Source organism: Bacteriovorax sp. Seq25_V, assembly GCF_000447795.1.
Lineage (GTDB): Bacteria > Bdellovibrionota > Bacteriovoracia > Bacteriovoracales > Bacteriovoracaceae > Halobacteriovorax_A.
The window spans coordinates 1-16,770 of the sequence record NZ_AUNI01000021.1; the positions used below are offsets into that span (position 1 = coordinate 1).

Consider the following 16,770-nt stretch of genomic DNA (forward strand, 5'->3'; position numbering starts at 1 on the left):
TCAAAAGATTCTTTTGCCATGACTAAAGTCTCCTTAAAAAATCATATTAGGCTTATGCCCTTTATCTTATTATCACTACCATTAATAGCGTTGTAAGTATCATCGAAAAACCGCATTGTTTCAAGTTTAAAAACTTTCCTACAAAGAAAAAAAGTTGATAAAACTGAACAATATCTATCTTCTGGAGCTTGCGACGGGAATTGAACCCGCGACCTCTTCCTTACCAAGGAAGTACTCTACCACTGAGCCACACAAGCTTTTTACCATTATTACTTAAAAGTTAAGTTTCTTGGCAAGTTATTTTTGGGTTAAATATATGATTGAATTTGGTTTGAGAGTGGAGCGGGCGACAAGGTTCGAACTTGCGACATTCAGCTTGGAAGGCTGACACTCTACCAACTGAGTTACGCCCGCTTATTTTTAAATTTTATAAACTCTAAATCTTGCTTTGGCAAGTAGCTTTTTTAGAGTGGTGGCGAGAGATGGATTCGAACCATCGAAGGGATACCCCGACAGATTTACAGTCTGTTGCCTTTGGCCACTCGGCAATCTCGCCAAAATATCATGGAGCTGATTATAGGAGTCGAACCTACGACCTACGGTTTACAAAACCGTTGCTCTACCAACTGAGCTAAATCAGCTTATTACCAATGATATGAAGATAATTTATAATGACTTTTCTTCTTGCTGGCAAGTATTTTTTTTAATTTTTTTCAATTTTTAATTAAAAACTCTCTCCATCGCAATCGCAGCTGCTACAGAGACGTTCAACGATTGAATTTTACCTTTTGGACTCAAACGAATTTTGTTTTTAAGAAGTCTTAATGTAGCATTAGATAGTCCTTTATCTTCCGCACCTAGAATTAAACAGCGCGAGCCTTGAATCGCCGGCAGATGCTCTACTTCAGCATGTTCAGACAATCCAATTGGATGAATGTCGCGCTTTTCCAGTGCTTGGATAAATTTTGGCAAAGAACTACATTTAACTATTTTGACGTACTCAAGTGCCCCAGATGCAATTCTCGCTACTGATGGCCCGAGACCAAAATTATTTTTCGTAGCAACAACTATACAATCAACGTCATAAAAGGCGGCTGTTCTCATAATTGCCGATGCGTTTTGCACATCAGTTACACCATCAAGGCAAACTATCTTGAGATGTCTTCCTGAAGAAAGTTGTTCAAAAATCCAATTCGGATCGTAAACTTCTACTGGACTTGTAACAAGGAATACTCCAGAAGGAATCCTGTTATAAGTAAAGCCAAGCTCGTCGTAATGATTTTTAGCCAATTCCTGTAAAAGATGTGAGGACACCATTTTCACTGGAAGCTTAGCAATTTCTTCACGAGACATACCACCCATTTTTGTAAGGTTATCAATCCCTTCATCTGTTGCAACAACTTCGTAAACAGGCCTTTGCGTATTTCTCACAGCGTGTACAATTGAGTGCACGCCAACAACGATATCTTTCGAATCCATTATAGTTCCTTATAAAATTTTTTTTGATTTTATCAAAGAGTTTTAATTAAGTGAATAGTGGTGCAAGTGCTCTTGGTAACTCAAATGCTTCTAGAGCTTCTTTTCTTAAAGAAGTAGCAGAAACGATCTCATAAGCATCTGGAGTTGCTAGAAGTTGTCTACACAATAGATTATGTAAGTTATGCCCCGATTTAAAAGTTGTAACTTTTCCAGCAATTTCATGCCCGAGAAGGCTAATATCACCAACTGTATCTAAAATTTTATGACGTACGAATTCATCAACAAATCTAAGACCTTCTGGATTCATTACTTTAAAATCGTCCAATACGATGGCATTATCAAGAGAACCACCTTTTACAAGGCCTTTTCTCTTTAACATATCTACGTCTCTCAAAAGTCCAAATGTTCTCGCTCTTCCGATTTCGCGAATATAGTTCTCACAAGAGAATTCAAATTGCTTTCTTTGTTTTTTAATTAGTGGGTGTGTAAAAACAATTGTTGAATCAATAATTAGACGCTCAGCTGGCTCTATTTTAGCCCACTTGTCTCCTACTTGAACTTCAACTGGTTTTAATACCACTAGAAACTTTTTCGACTTGTTAAGAGTTTGGATTCCTGTTTCTTTCATTACGAAAACAAAAGAAGCACCAGAACCGTCCATAATAGGAACTTCTGGACCGTCAATTTCTACAAATACATTATTAATACCTAGGCCATAAAGAACTGATAGTAAGTGTTCTACAGTGTGAACAGAGTTTAAACCTTGACCTAGAGAAGTGTTATTTTCAGTAGTACCTACTGTTTCAGCAGTAGCCTTGAGAATTTCCGCGCCCTTAATATCAGTACGACGAAATTGAATACCAAAGTCCGCCTCTGCTGGATGAAGTGTCATTGTCACTTTTCTCCCAGAGTGGATCCCGATTCCGGTAATAGATACTTTTTTAGCAATCGTTCTTTGATTTAACATTCAATAAAATCCAATTAATTCTCACTACTTGTAGTATTTTAGTCTCTTAATACCTAAGTTGGCAACCGTCGTCATTTTTTCACGGTTCTTTGGTATATTTTTCCTACACAAGTATTTTTCAATACTCTTACATAGCAAAGATTACTCCTATTTTCTAGATTTTAAGGGCTTCTGTGAAAAAATTCCCATGATTTCAACAGTTTTTATCGTTATTTTAAGGCCCATCACATTTCCTATTCGAAAAAAATCGCCCATAATCTAAGGGGTTAAGAAAGAATTAACTAAAATTCACCTATTTTTAAGGATGGCTATATGAATATTTGGTTCAAAGAGAACTTAGATCTGGATGCTATAAACAAATTCAACAAAAACACTCTGGTTGAGCATCTTGAAATAAGCATCACCGCTATTGATGAAAACTCACTAACGGGAACGATGCCTGTAAAGCCGACTACTCATCAACCTTTTGGTGTTCTTCATGGTGGGGCAAGCTGCGTCCTAGCTGAAAGCTTAGGCAGTATTGCCTCCAACCTCTGTGTTGATAATAAAACACATTTCTGTGTTGGCCTAGAAATCAACGCTAATCATGTTCGCCCAGTCTCAAGCGGTCTTGTTACGGGAAAGGCTTCAATAATTCACCTAGGGAAAACAACTCATATATGGGATATTAAAATTACAAATGAAGAAGGAAAGCTTGTTTGTATATCAAGGCTAACGATGGCCGTAGTCGAGAAGAAGTAATGAACTCCGGCTACAATCGTGTCTATTCTGTTATCGTCAATCTCTATGAAGAACTTTGTGATCACCCTGAAATTGCGGTTCACTTCATTGGAATCGATATAGATCGCTTGATAAAACTACAAACTCAGTTTGTTTCTCGTGCACTCGGGTACGATGTTGAATATACAGGAAGGCCTCTCTATCGTGCACATCATCCACTTAAGATTACAGATTTTCAGTATGAAGAAGTTGATAAGATTTTTGCACGTTTATTTTTAAAGCATGGCTTCTCAGAAGACGATGCAAAAAAAATTAAGGAATGCTTAATTCAAGTGAGACCAGCAATTGTTAGTTCTAAATGGTCGCTGATAGATCAGATTGTTAAGCCTTTCTATTCCGTCATTAACTACTTTGAAAATATCCTACGAAAAAGAAAGGCGATTGATTAATTATAATCCTTTCGGGTAGTGAAATGCCTCTAAACCAAGCTTTTGACCTGTTTTAGGATGCTTTACAGTTCTTAGTGCTACAAAGTGGAAAAGAAGAGGGTTGTAACCATAAATCTCATTTAAGAGCTCTCTTTCTTTTTCGTTAATATATCCCATGTCTTCCATTACATTGGTTCTATAGATCCAATTAATTCCAGGAAGTGGGTAGTCACTCCCGTATCCAATTCTGTGGTGAACATCTGTTCTTTCGATTACTTCATTTAATGGCTCACCTATTCTTTCATAAATTAAAAGTGATGAAGTCTCAGAGAATAAATTCTTTTCATATTTCTTATTATCAAACATTCGCCAAAACAATTTTGAGCAATCGATCATTGCATTATTGTTATCATAATCTAAACATGGACCACGACTTGCCATGTGTGCGATAACAACCTTCAGACCGAGATCAAGAGGAAGTCTCAGCTTTAGTGGATTTCCTAGCTCTTGATACTTATCACCCTCAACAGCCTTTTCTTCACCTGCGTGCGAGATTAAAGTCATTCCATATTTTTTCATCATCTTATAAAATCGAATATTACTCTCTTTTGCGGGGTCCATTCCCATGGCATTTGGAAGCCACTTTACAAATTTAACTCCTTGCTTTCCCCACTTCTCAAGTTCAACAAGCGCATCCTTCCTATACGGGTGTACTGATACTACAGGAGAGAAATATTTTGGGAATTCTTTTGCAACTTTTACTACATATTCGTTTGGTACATAGAATTCAGTGTGCTCTTCATTAGGTGTCCCATCTTCATTGTAATGACGATCAAATGCAAAAATATATGAGTGAATCTTAACAGGAAAATATTTAACTAGAGACACAAGTCTTTCAACATACTCACGGTCTGCATTCTCTTCGTGTTTAATGCCTGAGGCTGATTTATATACATTAAAACGGTTATACTTACCAAGATGCTTCCACCACATTCTCATGCGTTTATTAACTTCTATTCCCGTGCCACCTTTACCGAGTCCTACCAGATGAACATGCTGATCAATAAGCTTAGATGGATCAATTCCTTTGAATGAATCTTCCACAAGTTTCTTTGCTTCAGGTGAAAGCGTTGATTCAACCTCTTGTGGCCCATGAGTATAGTCACCACCAAGTTTACCATAAAGAAGTGAACACGAGCTCAATGTCGCTACGACTGATAAAATAAATAATATCCTTTTCATTAGAATAACCTAACTCCTTTTTCTAAATCCCACTTAAACATCAAAAGAACTGAAAACAGCTCACTACCGTGTCTATTTTCAAAAATACCCATTGCCGCCTGATAAGCAATATTTTTTGGCTTATACTGATAGAGCATCATTTTCATTTGCGATGTTTGACCTGTATTTTTCATTTTATTATTAATATAAAGTGCCGCTAGAAAATTTTCTGGGTTTAGATCATAACCAAGCACCCCTGTATAGGCCGATAATCTGTCTTTATCTAGTCCTATCAGATTAGAAAACTCCTCCCCAAAATATCCCTGATGATTATCAAGATCCATTGTGGTACGACGGTAGTTTGATACAAACTTAACTCCTTTATAGGCAAGAGCTAGACTTGTTCCAATATATGACTTCGACACGCCTCCATCACACTTGATCGTATCACAATCAAAACCTTGTAATTTCTTTGTGCTCTTTGCACCGATTGTTTTTCCTGCGTAAAATCCAAAGAACGATACCGGAAAGAAATCAACTTGAGCAGAGGCTTGGTTAATTAGTGCGCTTGTCTGCAGGTTAATTGCTGGTCTGACATATCCGTATAAGATTTTATTTTTCTCATAAACTTTCTTTCCGTAGCCGACCTCTCCAGTCAGCGCTGAACCAATTGGATATGAACGAAAATTTCCTACTAAAAAATAATCTAAATTTGCAAATGTATTAAAAGTAATTAGTAATAAAAGTGTAATTTTATGCATTTAAAATTTCTCTCGCCTTTTCAGAGATCTCACGTCCTCTTGGTGTTCTTATTAAAAAACCTTCTTTCAAAAGATACGGTTCGTAAACATCTTCAATCGTTGTTCTATCTTCAGATAAAGTCGCACATAGTGCTTCGATACCAACAGGACCCCCGCTATAGTAATCCCTAATAACTTCAAGGATTTTTCTATCCATTCGATCAAGGCCGTTTGGATCGATTTCCATCATCTCCAAACTCTTACTAACATCTTCTTCTGTCACAAGATCAGATTCGCGAACAACAGCAAAATCTCTCACTCGTCTAAGAATTCTATTTGCGATACGAGGCGTTCCTCTCGCACACTTTGCCATTTTTAGCGTTGCGTGCTCTTCAACTGTTATTTTCAATTTCTTCGCATTATTTGTTATGATCTGAGCAAGTTCGTCACTTTGATAAAAATCAAAATGAAGGTGTGCCATGAATCGGTCACGAAGTGGATTTGATAAAAGACCAGATCTTGTGGTTGCACCAATTAGCGTAAATGGTGCTATATCAATTTGCATGGTACGAGCCGCTGCTCCGTCACCAATAACAATATCAAGACGATAATCCTCCATCGCGGAATAAAGAATTTCTTCAACAGATACATGCATACGATGTATCTCATCAATAAATAGAACATCTCTTGGCCCGAGATTTGTGAGGATAGCCGCAAGGTCACCCTTCTTTTCAATTGCTGGTCCAGATATTACATGTAATTCACTTTCTAATGCTTTTGAGATGATCATCGCAAGTGATGTCTTCCCAAGTCCAGGGGGACCAGAAAGAAGAACATGGTCCATCGATTGATTTCTCATCTTGGCCGAAGTTACCATTACATCAATATTTTGAACGATTCTCTTTTGTCCGATATATTCTTTAAAGTTTTCAGGACGTAAAAGAATTTCTTTTTTTACTTCGTTATCATCTTCAAAATCAGCATCAAATAATCTCGACACATTAAACCTCTTTTAATACAAGATGAACCAACTGCTCCGCTCTTGTTATCTGATTTTCAGATAAAATTCTTTGCGCAAGAGGCGTAATCTTATCTTCCTTAAACCCTAATTCCTTACATGCAAGTAAGGTATCTTTTAAAATCACTTCATCATAAACTGCGACAACAGCTGGCTCCTCAGTCTCCGACTCATCATACTCAAAAGAGATTTTTGCACCTTCTTCAATTCCAATAGTGGTCATGGCCTTCGCTGTAAAGATTTTCGGTGAGTACATTTTTATTTTTGAGACTTTTCCACTGAGGTCAAGAATCATCTGGCTTGCAGCTTTTGCTCCAACACCGGGCGCTTTTTGCAGTGTCTTTTTATTATCGAACAGAACCGCATCAACAATAGATGCAACTCCCAAACATGAAACTAGAGAAAACGCTGACTTTGGACCAACTCCTTTTACTGTCGTTAGTAACTCAAACATTTTCTTTTCTCTAAGTGATCTAAAACCAAAAAGCTCTTCACTTGCTTCTCTCACAATGTGTGAAATGAAGATAGCTGCACGTGATCCCTCAGGTAGAACATGCTGAAAGTATATCTGATGTCCAATTCCTGAATTTGTTAACAATATTATTTCGTTTCCATCACTAAATATGACTTCACCTTGTATTAAACCAATCATTTATTTTACCTTTTTAAATACGTCTTTAAGGGATCTTCCTTTTGAATAATGCTTTTTTCCAGTATTAAGAATTGATTGACCGATATTCATTCCGTGACAAATCGCAATTGCTAAAGCATCAGATTCGTCATTCGTCGTAAATTTAATATCACCAAACATCATCTTTAAAACCTTATCAAGACTCTCTTTGTTGGCATGCCCGTGACCAGCTACAGTTGACTTGATCTTATTTGGCGCATATTCAAAAATTTTACCTTGATACTTTTCGCTTACACCTGCAATGGCCGCTCCCCTTGCCTGCGCAAGTTTTGCAAGAGATGTCACATTCTTTACATAGATAAGCGACTCAAGAGCTATTTCATTTGGTGCGTGAATACTTATAAGCTCCTTGAGAGATTTAGAAATCACGGGTAGACGATCCATTAGCTCTTCGATCTTATCAAAGCGAAGAACTCCAGAATCAATATATTTGAATTTCTTACCTACGACTTCCACAACTGCCCAACCGAGCTTGCGAGAACCAGGATCAATACCTAAAACTTTCATCTAGTTATTGTAATACTGTAAATGCGAGAGTACCAGATTTTATCGGGATCTAAGGGCCGTACCAATATAAAATAATCCTGAACCACCGATGAATTGTATAAGTTCAAGTTGTCCGTAATCGCCAACTGTTAATCCAGAATAAAGACATAATCCAACAGATGAAAATCCAATGAGTTGTAATGCTAAACCTATGTAAAATTTCATATATAACCTATCAAGCCTAATTGCCAAATGCATTATAGATATATATTATCGAAGACAATTATGACAGAAATACTTTACGCAAAACCAGCAATTGACGCCGAGCTAGAAGCTCTTAAATCTCGCACGGCCAAAATTAAACAAGAACACGGTGTGATTCCAACACTGAGGGTTATTCTTGTTGGTAATGATCCGGGAAGTATCATCTACACCAATAGCAAAAAGAAATTCTGTGAAAAGATTGGTGCCGACTGCGAAATCATTAAACTCGATGAGTCCGTTGAAGAAAAAGTTTTCCTTTCAGAAGTAGACAAACTAAATAAAGATATGAACGTTCATGCGGTATTAATTCAGCTACCACTTCCAAAACATCTTTCACATATCGACACAACAAATTTAGTTTTACCGTCAAAAGATGTCGATGGTTTTCATAGTGAGAATATTTCTCGTTTATACAGAAATGATAAAAGTGAAACAGGGCTCGTCCCATGTACACCAAAAGGAATTCTCACCCTCGCAAAGCACTACAATTTCAACTTTGCTTCTAAGAATGTTGTAATTATTGGTAGAAGCCTTATTGTTGGCAAACCTCTTTCTTTGCTCCTTACAAATCTCGACGCAACAGTAACTCTAGCACACTCTAAAACACATAATCTCAAAGACTTATGTTTGAGGGCAGATATCATCATCTCTGCTTGTGGCAAGCCTAAGTTTCTAACTTCTGATTATTTTAGAACTGACCAGTCACAGATTGTGATCGATGTTGGAATTAATCGACTACCAAATGGCACAGTGTGTGGAGATTGCGACTTTGACAGTATCAAGGATCAGCTATCTGCGATAACTCCAGTACCAAAGGGAGTTGGGCCAATGACCATTTTCTCAGTTGCTCAAAATCTTTTACATGCTTTAGAAAATAGCCTATAAATCTCTTATAAATTTATAAGTTTAGGAGAAGCGTATGCTTAAGACATCACTACATGATGAACACTTAGCTCTTGGTGCAAAGATGGCTGAATTCGCCGGATTTGACATGCCAATTCAATACAGTAGCGTGAAAAACGAAGTACTTGCAGTTAGAAATAACGTTGGTGTTTTTGATGTTTCACACATGGGTGAATTTTTTGTTACCGGAAGTGATGCTGTAAAGTTTGTTGATTATATTATGACAAACGATTTTGCTGGCGCTGAAATTGGGAAGGCCGTTTATTCTCCTCTATGTCGCGACAACGGCACAGTAATTGATGATTTAATCGCATACAAGCTTGTAGCTAATAAAGTTCTCATTTGCGTAAATGCTTCAAACATCCAAAAAGATTGGGCGTGGATCAGCTCTAAGACAGAAGGTTTTGATATAAATTTAGAGAATCATTCTGAAAACTATTCATTAATAGCTGTGCAAGGGCCAAAGACAGAGGAAGCCCTATCTAAGCTTGGACTAGCTTCAGTTTCTAAAGCAAGCTATTACAGCGCATACGAAGACACTCTAAATGGAGACGCCCTTATCCTAGCTCGTACCGGTTACACGGGTGAAGATGGTTTCGAAATTTTTGGAAGTCACGATGCAATCAAGAGAATCTGGAAGTCTTTGTTAGCAAATGGAGTTGAACCATGTGGCCTTGCCTCTCGTGATGTTCTAAGACTTGAAGTTTGCTATCCTCTCTATGGGCATGAGTTAAGTGACGAAATAACTCCTCTTGATGCTGCTCTTAAGTGGACGACTAAGTTAAATAAAGAAAGCTTTATTGCTAAAGCTGCATTAACTACTTATGAACCAAAATTTCAACTTGTAAAACTTTCACTTGATAAGGGAATACCAAGAGAAGGTTACGAAGTATTAGATGACACTAATACAGTTATTGGAAAAGTAACTTCAGGGACAATGTCTGTTGTTCTTGAAAAAGGAATCTGTCTTGCTCTTATTGAAAAGAACAAGGTGCCTGCTGATAAAAAATTTAAAATTCAAATCAGAAAAAATATTCTCGAAGCAAATTATCATACAAAACCATTCATAAGCGGAGGGCACAAGTAATGGCAAATATTCCTTCAAATCTAAAGTACACGAAAGAGCACGAGTGGGCATCGTTAAACGATGGAATCGTAACTGTAGGTATTACTGATTTCGCACAATCTTCTTTAGGAGACATCGTATTCGTTGAATTACCAGCTGTTGGTGATGATCTCGATAAAGATGCTACTTTTGGTGTAGTTGAATCAATTAAATCTGCAAGTGATTTATATTCTCCAGTAAGTGGTGAAGTTGTTGAAATCAACGAAGCACTTGTTGATTCACCAGATATGCTAAACGCAACTCCATATGACTCATGGATGGTAAAAATTAAAGTTAGTTCTTCAAGTGAATTTGATGAATTATTAAGTGATCAGGACTATGCTCCTCTTTGCGAAGAATAAAAATATAAACCTCCACTAGGAGGTTTTTTTTTACCCAAAAAGTCTTTTATTATTGCAAATTCTTACACTATGAATAACGAAAGCCAGTGCACTACGCGTCGAATGCAATTCATCATGAAAAATATTTATTCTTTCTAATTTTTTCCTTTACGAAGTTTTTTAAAAAGCTCATACTGCAAACCTCCGACGGGGACATAAAGTAATTTTCTTTTAATAAGGTTAGCGATGATCGAAAATCAAGAATCTATTCAATTAATCAACACTGCAATAATCAAAGGCAAAGAGAAAAGAATAGATACAACATATGAAGAAAGACTGAATCAAGCATGTAATAGCTCAGCGATTAAATCAATAAGTACAGCTATCTCTCTTCTTGCAGAACAAGAAAAAATTTCATACGATCAAGCCGCTATTCAAATTGTAGAGACTATTAAAGAGCTTGATAAAATTTGGTCTGATTACGTTCTTATGGAAGGAATAAATAATATCAAAAAAATGCTTAAAGAGTCTAAGACTCACCACTAATAACAAAGCCATCATACGATGGCTTTTTTTTTTATGAATTTGTAACTGCAAATCCCCACTCAATTGAAGCACGACCATTTTTAATCATACCTTTTGGAGGATTAGGGAATGGTCCGGCCTTATTAAATGACTCAATAGCTGCACTATCAAGCTCTTCAACTCCACTTGAACCTTTTACACGAATATTTATGATCTGCCCCATTTGATCGAGCTCAACCTTGATGCTTGTAATATACTTATCAGAAGCCGGAAATCTTCCCTTACGCTTATAAAGGCTTTCCATCTTTGCTTGAAGAGTAGATCCCCAATGCTGCTCTAACTTCAATTTGATTCTGTAATAAAATCCATAGTAAACATGTTCTTTAGTATTTAGTGCTGTCATATCTCCCAGAGGAACTTCTTCGAGATAGTCATTTGACTGCGCAACACCTCGTGAGTTGATATCTCCATTTTCGATACCTTTAACTCTCTCCATATTTTTATATGACTTCTTCTTAGATGGTGAGAATGAGAAATCTTTAAAAGAGACCTTCCCGTTTTTCTTCTTTTTCAAACTTTTAGAAATTTTTTTATCGATGCTCTCTTTCTGGGCCTGGGCTTGTTTTGAATCAATCTCAGAATTCCCTTTACCGGCCTTATTCATCTTGCCGACATTCTTTGCCTTCATTTGTTTTACAAATGAATTATTAGAGTCACTAAAATACTGCGCGTCCTTTTCAATCTGAGAATTACTCTTTTGCGTCTCGACCATTTGCTTGATCTTATTTTTGGAGTCTCTAAATACCAGCTTAATGCGCTCAGGCTCTTTATCCTTCGTAAACTCTACAATTTTCTTTAAATCTAGCTTGAAGGGCATTAGTGAAATATGAAATAAGAAAGAAAGTAGACCACTTAATATTATAACTTTCTTTAAATTTCTTTTGTGATTTATCACAAGGTCCCCTTTGTACACTCACTTAAGATAAGTGTACAAAAGGATTATCGGCAAAATATTCAGGAAGTTTAAAGAATTTTACTGATTATTAAAGTACTCATCATCTTCGAAAATTTCAGTACTTGGCCCAGTTGCCTGCTGTTTTTTGAAGAATGAGTTTTCCTGCTTTGAGCCTGGCTCTGTCCCTTCGACAAAAGACTCAAGGAAACCATTTCTCTCATCATTAATGGCCTTTCCAGTTTTCTTATCAACATAGACATTGATGATTCCAAGTGGAACTTTGAAGTCACTTTCCCCATATTTACGAATACTATCTTTCATATATGCGGCCCATATTGGTAGAGCAGACTTCGATCCAGTCTCCCCCCAGCCCATTGTCTTGTTATCATCGAATCCAGTCCATACACCAGTAACGATATTTTGTGAAAATCCCAAAAACCATGCATCAACATAACTATTAGTTGTTCCAGTTTTTCCACCAATAAAGTTACTTACCCATTTACCGCCACGACCTGTTCCATTTTGAATAACACCCTTTAACAAGTTCGTCATAAGATAACTTAGACGAACATCGTAAAGCTGCTGCTCATTGAGATGCTCTTGATATGGATTTTTCTCTTCCTGGAGTTCAGAAGGTATTTCTATTTGTGCTGATACTTCTTCTTTTACAACTTCTTGCTTTTCTTCTTCTTTAGCTACACCTTCTGTGTTCGGTTCTGCTGTCTTGTTTAATTCATAGACATACTCTTTTCCATCTCTATCAATTATAGATGTAATAAATTTTGGAGTAATCTTCTTTCCACCATTGGGAAAAATTGAATATGACTCAACCATCTCAAGTAACGTAACTCCAAAAGATCCAAGTGCAATAGATAAGTCTTTCGGCATTTCCGCATCGAAACCAATACGATTTAAGAAGTCAAAAACTTTTGTCATTCCTAAATCAAGAGTCATCTTAATTGTCGGAATATTTCTACTATGTTCCAAAGATTCTCTAAACGTCATTGGACCTTTGAAACCACCATCGTAATTTCTAGGCTTCCAGTTCAAACTTTCATCATTTCCACCTAGAGCTTCAGGTGTGTCTAAAATAATTGTTGATGGGGTGTAACCATTTTCTAAACCGGCAGCAAAAAGTAGTGGTTTAAATGATGACCCTGGCTGTCTTTTTGATTGAAGTGCACGATTGAATTTACTCTTTTCAAAGTCTGTACCTCCAACGAGAGAAACAATCTCTCCATTATGTGGATTAACAGATAAAAGTGCGGCCTGAACCTCTGGCTCCTGCTCTAACGAACACTGAACATATGACTGCTCACTAATTGTTTTATAATCTTTTGACTTTTGAATATTGTCTTTGAAAGCGCTCCATGATTCTTCTAGTAACGTAGTTTTCATTTTCTTAATTTTAACTAACACCACGTCACCTTTACTCAATATTGAAGAAGGCTTTGTTACGTATGGAAAAAATTGTCTTTCTTCTTGGATGACTCTTTCGTGGGCCCAACGAAATTCAGAGTAAGGAATAATTCCCGTCACTCCAGCAATTGAGACATAAATAACGCGTGCTGAATCGTCAACACCGACAACAACAGCTTCATAAAGACTTTGTTTATCTAAATTTGAAAGAAGTTGATCATCCTCGATATAGCCTGGTTGATAGCGAGAACTATAAAACTTTGCCCTCACCTCTTTTTGTGCATCGATAATTTGTTTTGCCTCATCGACTTTATAAGTAATTTCGTACTCTCTTTGATTATCTTCGCTTAAAGTAAAATAGAGAGACTTACTTTCATATAGTTCCTTTCTGAATTTTTCGAAGCCTTCTTCAAACGTTGCAAGGTCAACCTTACGAAGTGGTCCTTTATAACCTTGTCTCTGATCAATTTCACGTGCGCCTTCAGCGATTTCTTTCTCAGCTCTTTCTTGGAGCTCATAATCCAAAGTTGTTGTAACTTTAAAACCATTTTGTAAAAATTCATCATTCCCAACCATGTCAACGACGACCTGGCGAACATGTTCTGTAAAGTATCCAGCCTTAAATGGTGCCGGCTTTCTTAGACGGTATTTAATTTTTTCTTTGAGGGCATCCTCATATTCTTGCTTCGTTATTTTCTCATTCGCATACATACGGCCAAGAACATATGATTGACGCTTTTTTGCATAGATTGGATTAACATATGGTGAATATTTTCCAGGAGCAACAAGAAGACCTGCGACTAAAGCAGACTCTGCAACTGTTGCTTCGCTTAAATCTTTTTCAAAGTATCCCCTAAAAGCTGCTTTAACTCCATAGTATCCGCCACCGAGATAAACTTGATTAAGATATAAGAATAAAATTTCTTCTTTCGTAAATCTCTTTTCAATTTTTTGAGCAAGTAAGAAGTCTTTAATTTTTCTTGTAATAGACCTTTCGCGCGAGAGTAAAAGTGATTTTGCAACCTGTTGTGTAATCGTAGACCCACCTTGAACTACACGGCCAGCTTTTAGATTGGCGATCATAGCTCTCATTACCCCAAGATAATCAACACCTGTGTGCTCATAGAAACCAGAATCCTCTGCTGAAAGGAATGCGTCTGTAATAGACTTTGGAATATCCTTAAACTCGACAATGTCTCTATCCTCAAGTCCAATTTCCGCAAGAACTACACCATCCTTAGATAATATTTGCGACTTTATCGGTGGCCTATAATCTGCAAGATTTGCGATCTTTGGTAAACTTAATGAAAAGTAAGTAATAACAAGAAATACGGCTAATCCGCCAACAAGGGTTACAAACGAAGAAAGTATTAAAATTCTTCCAAGTATTTTTTTCATTCAATTCCTAATCTAGTACTTTTAAAACTTGGGAACAATAAGCCTTAAGCTGGTTGATCTCTAGTCTTGTGAGTGGATCGTCTATTGCTCCAGTACTATTTATATTTATAACTTTAATTTTCTCATTCGCTATTTCTTCTCTATAAAGAAACGAATAAATTTTACCATACTGTCCAATTAAGAATTCAGTAGGTTGCTTAAAATTTAAAACCTTAGGTAAGGTATTAATAATGATAACATTATCTGTCGGAAATTTCTTTAATTCTTCGGCCGTAAAAAAGTTCTCATCAAGAACAAACTCACTACTATTAGCATTGATATTATTTTTAACATCCTTAACTATTGTTCTACTCGTTTGGTAGTTAATAGTTCTATCATTTTTCTTCGGTAGCCATAGAGTTATATTCGATGACTTAATTTTGTTCTCATTAATATGTTTATCTAGAAAATTTTCCCAAGACTTAAACCATTCCTTAGTAAAAGGCTCAAGATTTTCTGATCTAATTTTATTGAAGATTTTCCAACGAATTTCCTCAGGGCTATTTCCTTCGGCATAGAGCGCCGCGAGAACCGATGCAAAGCCTACTCCGGCGACAAGATTTATTTTGATATCATTCATTTCAAAACACTTGAGAGTGTCCACGCCAACTAAACTCATATAGAGGCTTGGTGTAATAATGACCGAGATCGATTTTTTTGAACGGGCCTGATTCAAGTACTGTACATTTTCAGTATCAGGACCATAAGCACCAATATTACTCTTTAATTCTAAGTCAACTTTGTCTGTACGCTCGTTTGTCAAATCTAAACTAACCGCAGAGATTGTTGACTCACTTTCCACACCTTGCCTTGAACAAGAAAATAAAAAAAGGAGTGAAACTATAAGAACTCTAATCATCAAGTGCTGACTCTTCTAAACTATCTGTTAGCACTTGAACTTTTTTCTCAACTTCACCAAGATACTTCTTACAATCTTTGTAAATCTTAGCACCCTGTTCAAAGTTTTTGATACTCTCATCAAGAGAAAGCTCACCTGTTTCTAAACCTTTCACAATATTTTCAAGTGACTCCATAGATGCTTCGAAATTAAACTTTGCCATGAGACCCTCCGTGTCATTATCTCGACAGTTGCTCTTGCAGTTAAGGATATATTTTCCCTCAATTTACCTAATTATGTAAGAGTATGACAACTACATACAGTCATATCAATATGTTACATGGCGGGTCATTTTTACCTATGTAGGTTTATTGTCATAAAACTAGCTATAATAGGAAGGTAAAGTTTGCCAGGAGGGCAGATGAAAGAACTTTGGGTTCCGCTTTCAGGGGCAATTGCACAACAAAGAAAGGTTGATACGATTGCCAACAATGTTGCTAACGCTAACACACCTGGTTTCAAGAAGGATCAACTAACATTTAAAGAATACATTACGACCCTTGAAAAAGGTTATGATGATATTGATATGCCCAACAAAGAGTGGGCGCCATCTGACTTTTATAAAAGTTATGGTGCTGAACATGCTAAAGTTAAAGTTGATGCAAGTTATACAGACTTTCAACAAGGACAACTTGCACCGACAGGAAATTCTCTCGACATTGGGCTTAGAGGAAAAGGATTTCTTGAAGTTCTCACTCCCAATGGTCCAAGACTTACACGAAGAGGGATTCTTTCAATAAATAGCGAGGGTACTCTCGTGACTGAAAATGGTTATCCAGTTCTTTCAAAGTCAGGAGCCCCTGACGAAGATGCTAATAATCGCTTCATTAAAATTCCTAATGGAACTAAGTCTGTATCCTTCACTCTTCAAGGTGATATGTATGCTGATAACCAACAAGTTGCAAAACTCAATATTATCGAACTTAAAGACATTAATGCTTTACGAAAAGAAGGTAACTCACTTTATATAAATCCTTCACTAGATAATGTTAAACAAGAGACATCAACCTCTATTCATCAAGGATTCGTTGAGCAATCAAACGTTAATGCTGTTGCAGAGATGTCTGAATTAATTAAAGCACACAGACATTTTGAAGCAATTCAGAATGTGATTAAGACATATGACCAAATAAGCCAGAAAGGCGTTAATGAAATTTCAAAATTCTAGGATGG

General features: G+C 36.7%; 19 protein-coding genes and 4 tRNA genes. 7 read left to right on the forward strand and 16 right to left on the reverse strand.

The window, feature by feature from the left end:
• Window positions 1-182: 182 nt before the first annotated feature.
• The 6 genes from M900_RS14665 to lpxC form a co-directional block, all read right to left on the reverse strand.
• Window positions 183-257: transfer RNA gene (locus tag M900_RS14665), tRNA-Thr, on the reverse strand.
• Window positions 258-338: 81 nt separating this feature from the next.
• Window positions 339-414, reverse strand: a tRNA-Gly gene (locus M900_RS14670).
• A gap of 56 nt (window positions 415-470) precedes the next feature.
• Window positions 471-556 (reverse strand) — tRNA-Tyr (locus M900_RS14675).
• 9 nt (window positions 557-565) lie between these two features.
• Window positions 566-641, reverse strand: a tRNA-Thr gene (locus M900_RS14680).
• Window positions 642-720: 79 nt separating this feature from the next.
• The gene (locus tag M900_RS14685; protein WP_021276051.1) at window positions 721-1,479 is read right to left on the reverse strand and encodes an RNA methyltransferase; all 759 of its coding nucleotides are present in this window, start codon (window positions 1,477-1,479) and stop codon (window positions 721-723) included.
• Between the two features lie 46 nt (window positions 1,480-1,525).
• On the reverse strand, window positions 1,526-2,446 hold the full coding sequence (gene lpxC / locus M900_RS14690; protein ID WP_021275734.1) for a UDP-3-O-acyl-N-acetylglucosamine deacetylase: 921 nt from the start codon (window positions 2,444-2,446) through the stop codon (window positions 1,526-1,528).
• A gap of 312 nt (window positions 2,447-2,758) precedes the next feature.
• On the opposite strand from lpxC, the gene M900_RS14695 reads away from it, so the two are divergent.
• Complete coding sequence (locus M900_RS14695) at window positions 2,759-3,187, forward strand: PaaI family thioesterase (protein WP_021275762.1); 429 nt, start codon at window positions 2,759-2,761, stop codon at window positions 3,185-3,187.
• Window positions 3,187-3,615, forward strand: a complete 429-nt coding sequence (locus M900_RS14700; protein ID WP_034733023.1) for a group 1 truncated hemoglobin — start codon at window positions 3,187-3,189, stop codon at window positions 3,613-3,615. Before M900_RS14695 ends, M900_RS14700 begins: the two co-directional genes overlap by 1 nt.
• Here the strand turns inward: M900_RS14700 and M900_RS14705 are convergent, their stop codons facing one another.
• Genes M900_RS14705 through M900_RS17785 form a run of 6 tightly spaced genes read right to left on the reverse strand, consistent with a single transcriptional unit; the run spans window position 3,616 to window position 7,975 of the window.
• Window positions 3,616-4,836: an amidohydrolase family protein gene (locus M900_RS14705; protein WP_021275962.1), complete on the reverse strand. Its 1,221-nt coding sequence runs from the start codon at window positions 4,834-4,836 to the stop codon at window positions 3,616-3,618.
• Entirely contained in the window at window positions 4,836-5,576 is a 741-nt protein-coding gene (locus M900_RS14710; protein ID WP_021276079.1) for a hypothetical protein, read from the reverse strand. The genes M900_RS14705 and M900_RS14710 overlap by 1 nt, the downstream gene beginning before the upstream one ends.
• Window positions 5,569-6,555, reverse strand: coding sequence for a Holliday junction branch migration DNA helicase RuvB (gene ruvB, locus M900_RS14715; RefSeq protein WP_021275819.1), 987 nt, complete (start codon window positions 6,553-6,555; stop codon window positions 5,569-5,571). The genes M900_RS14710 and ruvB overlap by 8 nt, the downstream gene beginning before the upstream one ends.
• A gap of 1 nt (window position 6,556) precedes the next feature.
• Window positions 6,557-7,225: a Holliday junction branch migration protein RuvA gene (ruvA, locus tag M900_RS17405; protein ID WP_021275827.1), complete on the reverse strand. Its 669-nt coding sequence runs from the start codon at window positions 7,223-7,225 to the stop codon at window positions 6,557-6,559.
• Complete coding sequence (gene ruvC, locus M900_RS14725) at window positions 7,226-7,771, reverse strand: crossover junction endodeoxyribonuclease RuvC (RefSeq protein ID WP_021276048.1); 546 nt, start codon at window positions 7,769-7,771, stop codon at window positions 7,226-7,228.
• 39 nt (window positions 7,772-7,810) lie between these two features.
• The gene (locus M900_RS17785; protein WP_021275992.1) at window positions 7,811-7,975 is read right to left on the reverse strand and encodes a hypothetical protein; all 165 of its coding nucleotides are present in this window, start codon (window positions 7,973-7,975) and stop codon (window positions 7,811-7,813) included.
• Between the two features lie 60 nt (window positions 7,976-8,035).
• On the opposite strand from M900_RS17785, the gene M900_RS14730 reads away from it, so the two are divergent.
• The 4 genes from M900_RS14730 (at window position 8,036) to M900_RS14745 (ending at window position 10,909) form a co-directional block, all read left to right on the forward strand.
• A complete protein-coding gene (locus M900_RS14730) occupies window positions 8,036-8,899 on the forward strand; it encodes a bifunctional 5,10-methylenetetrahydrofolate dehydrogenase/5,10-methenyltetrahydrofolate cyclohydrolase (RefSeq protein ID WP_021275895.1) in 864 nt (287 codons plus the stop codon).
• A gap of 34 nt (window positions 8,900-8,933) precedes the next feature.
• Complete coding sequence (gene gcvT, locus M900_RS14735; RefSeq protein ID WP_021275791.1) at window positions 8,934-10,004, forward strand: glycine cleavage system aminomethyltransferase GcvT; 1,071 nt, start codon at window positions 8,934-8,936, stop codon at window positions 10,002-10,004.
• A complete protein-coding gene (gcvH, locus tag M900_RS14740; protein ID WP_021275724.1) occupies window positions 10,004-10,384 on the forward strand; it encodes a glycine cleavage system protein GcvH in 381 nt (126 codons plus the stop codon). The genes gcvT and gcvH overlap by 1 nt, the downstream gene beginning before the upstream one ends.
• A 225-nt stretch (window positions 10,385-10,609) precedes the next feature.
• Window positions 10,610-10,909: a hypothetical protein gene (locus M900_RS14745; protein WP_021275982.1), complete on the forward strand. Its 300-nt coding sequence runs from the start codon at window positions 10,610-10,612 to the stop codon at window positions 10,907-10,909.
• Between the two features lie 31 nt (window positions 10,910-10,940).
• Here M900_RS14745 and M900_RS14750 read toward each other — a convergent pair whose 3' ends face one another.
• The 4 genes from M900_RS14750 to M900_RS14765 form a co-directional block, all read right to left on the reverse strand.
• Window positions 10,941-11,843 (reverse strand): energy transducer TonB, encoded by a 903-nt coding sequence (locus M900_RS14750; protein WP_021276022.1) that lies wholly within the window; start codon window positions 11,841-11,843, stop codon window positions 10,941-10,943.
• 78 nt (window positions 11,844-11,921) lie between these two features.
• Entirely contained in the window at window positions 11,922-14,660 is a 2,739-nt protein-coding gene (locus M900_RS14755) for a penicillin-binding protein 1A (RefSeq protein ID WP_021275915.1), read from the reverse strand.
• Between the two features lie 7 nt (window positions 14,661-14,667).
• A complete protein-coding gene (locus M900_RS14760; protein WP_021275837.1) occupies window positions 14,668-15,558 on the reverse strand; it encodes a hypothetical protein in 891 nt (296 codons plus the stop codon).
• The gene (locus M900_RS14765; protein WP_021276071.1) at window positions 15,551-15,760 is read right to left on the reverse strand and encodes an exodeoxyribonuclease VII small subunit; all 210 of its coding nucleotides are present in this window, start codon (window positions 15,758-15,760) and stop codon (window positions 15,551-15,553) included. Before M900_RS14765 ends, M900_RS14760 begins: the two co-directional genes overlap by 8 nt.
• A 198-nt stretch (window positions 15,761-15,958) precedes the next feature.
• Between M900_RS14765 and flgF the strand changes: the two genes are divergently transcribed.
• The gene (gene flgF, locus M900_RS14770) at window positions 15,959-16,765 is read left to right on the forward strand and encodes a flagellar basal-body rod protein FlgF (protein WP_021276015.1); all 807 of its coding nucleotides are present in this window, start codon (window positions 15,959-15,961) and stop codon (window positions 16,763-16,765) included.
• Window positions 16,766-16,770: the final 5 nt, after the last annotated feature.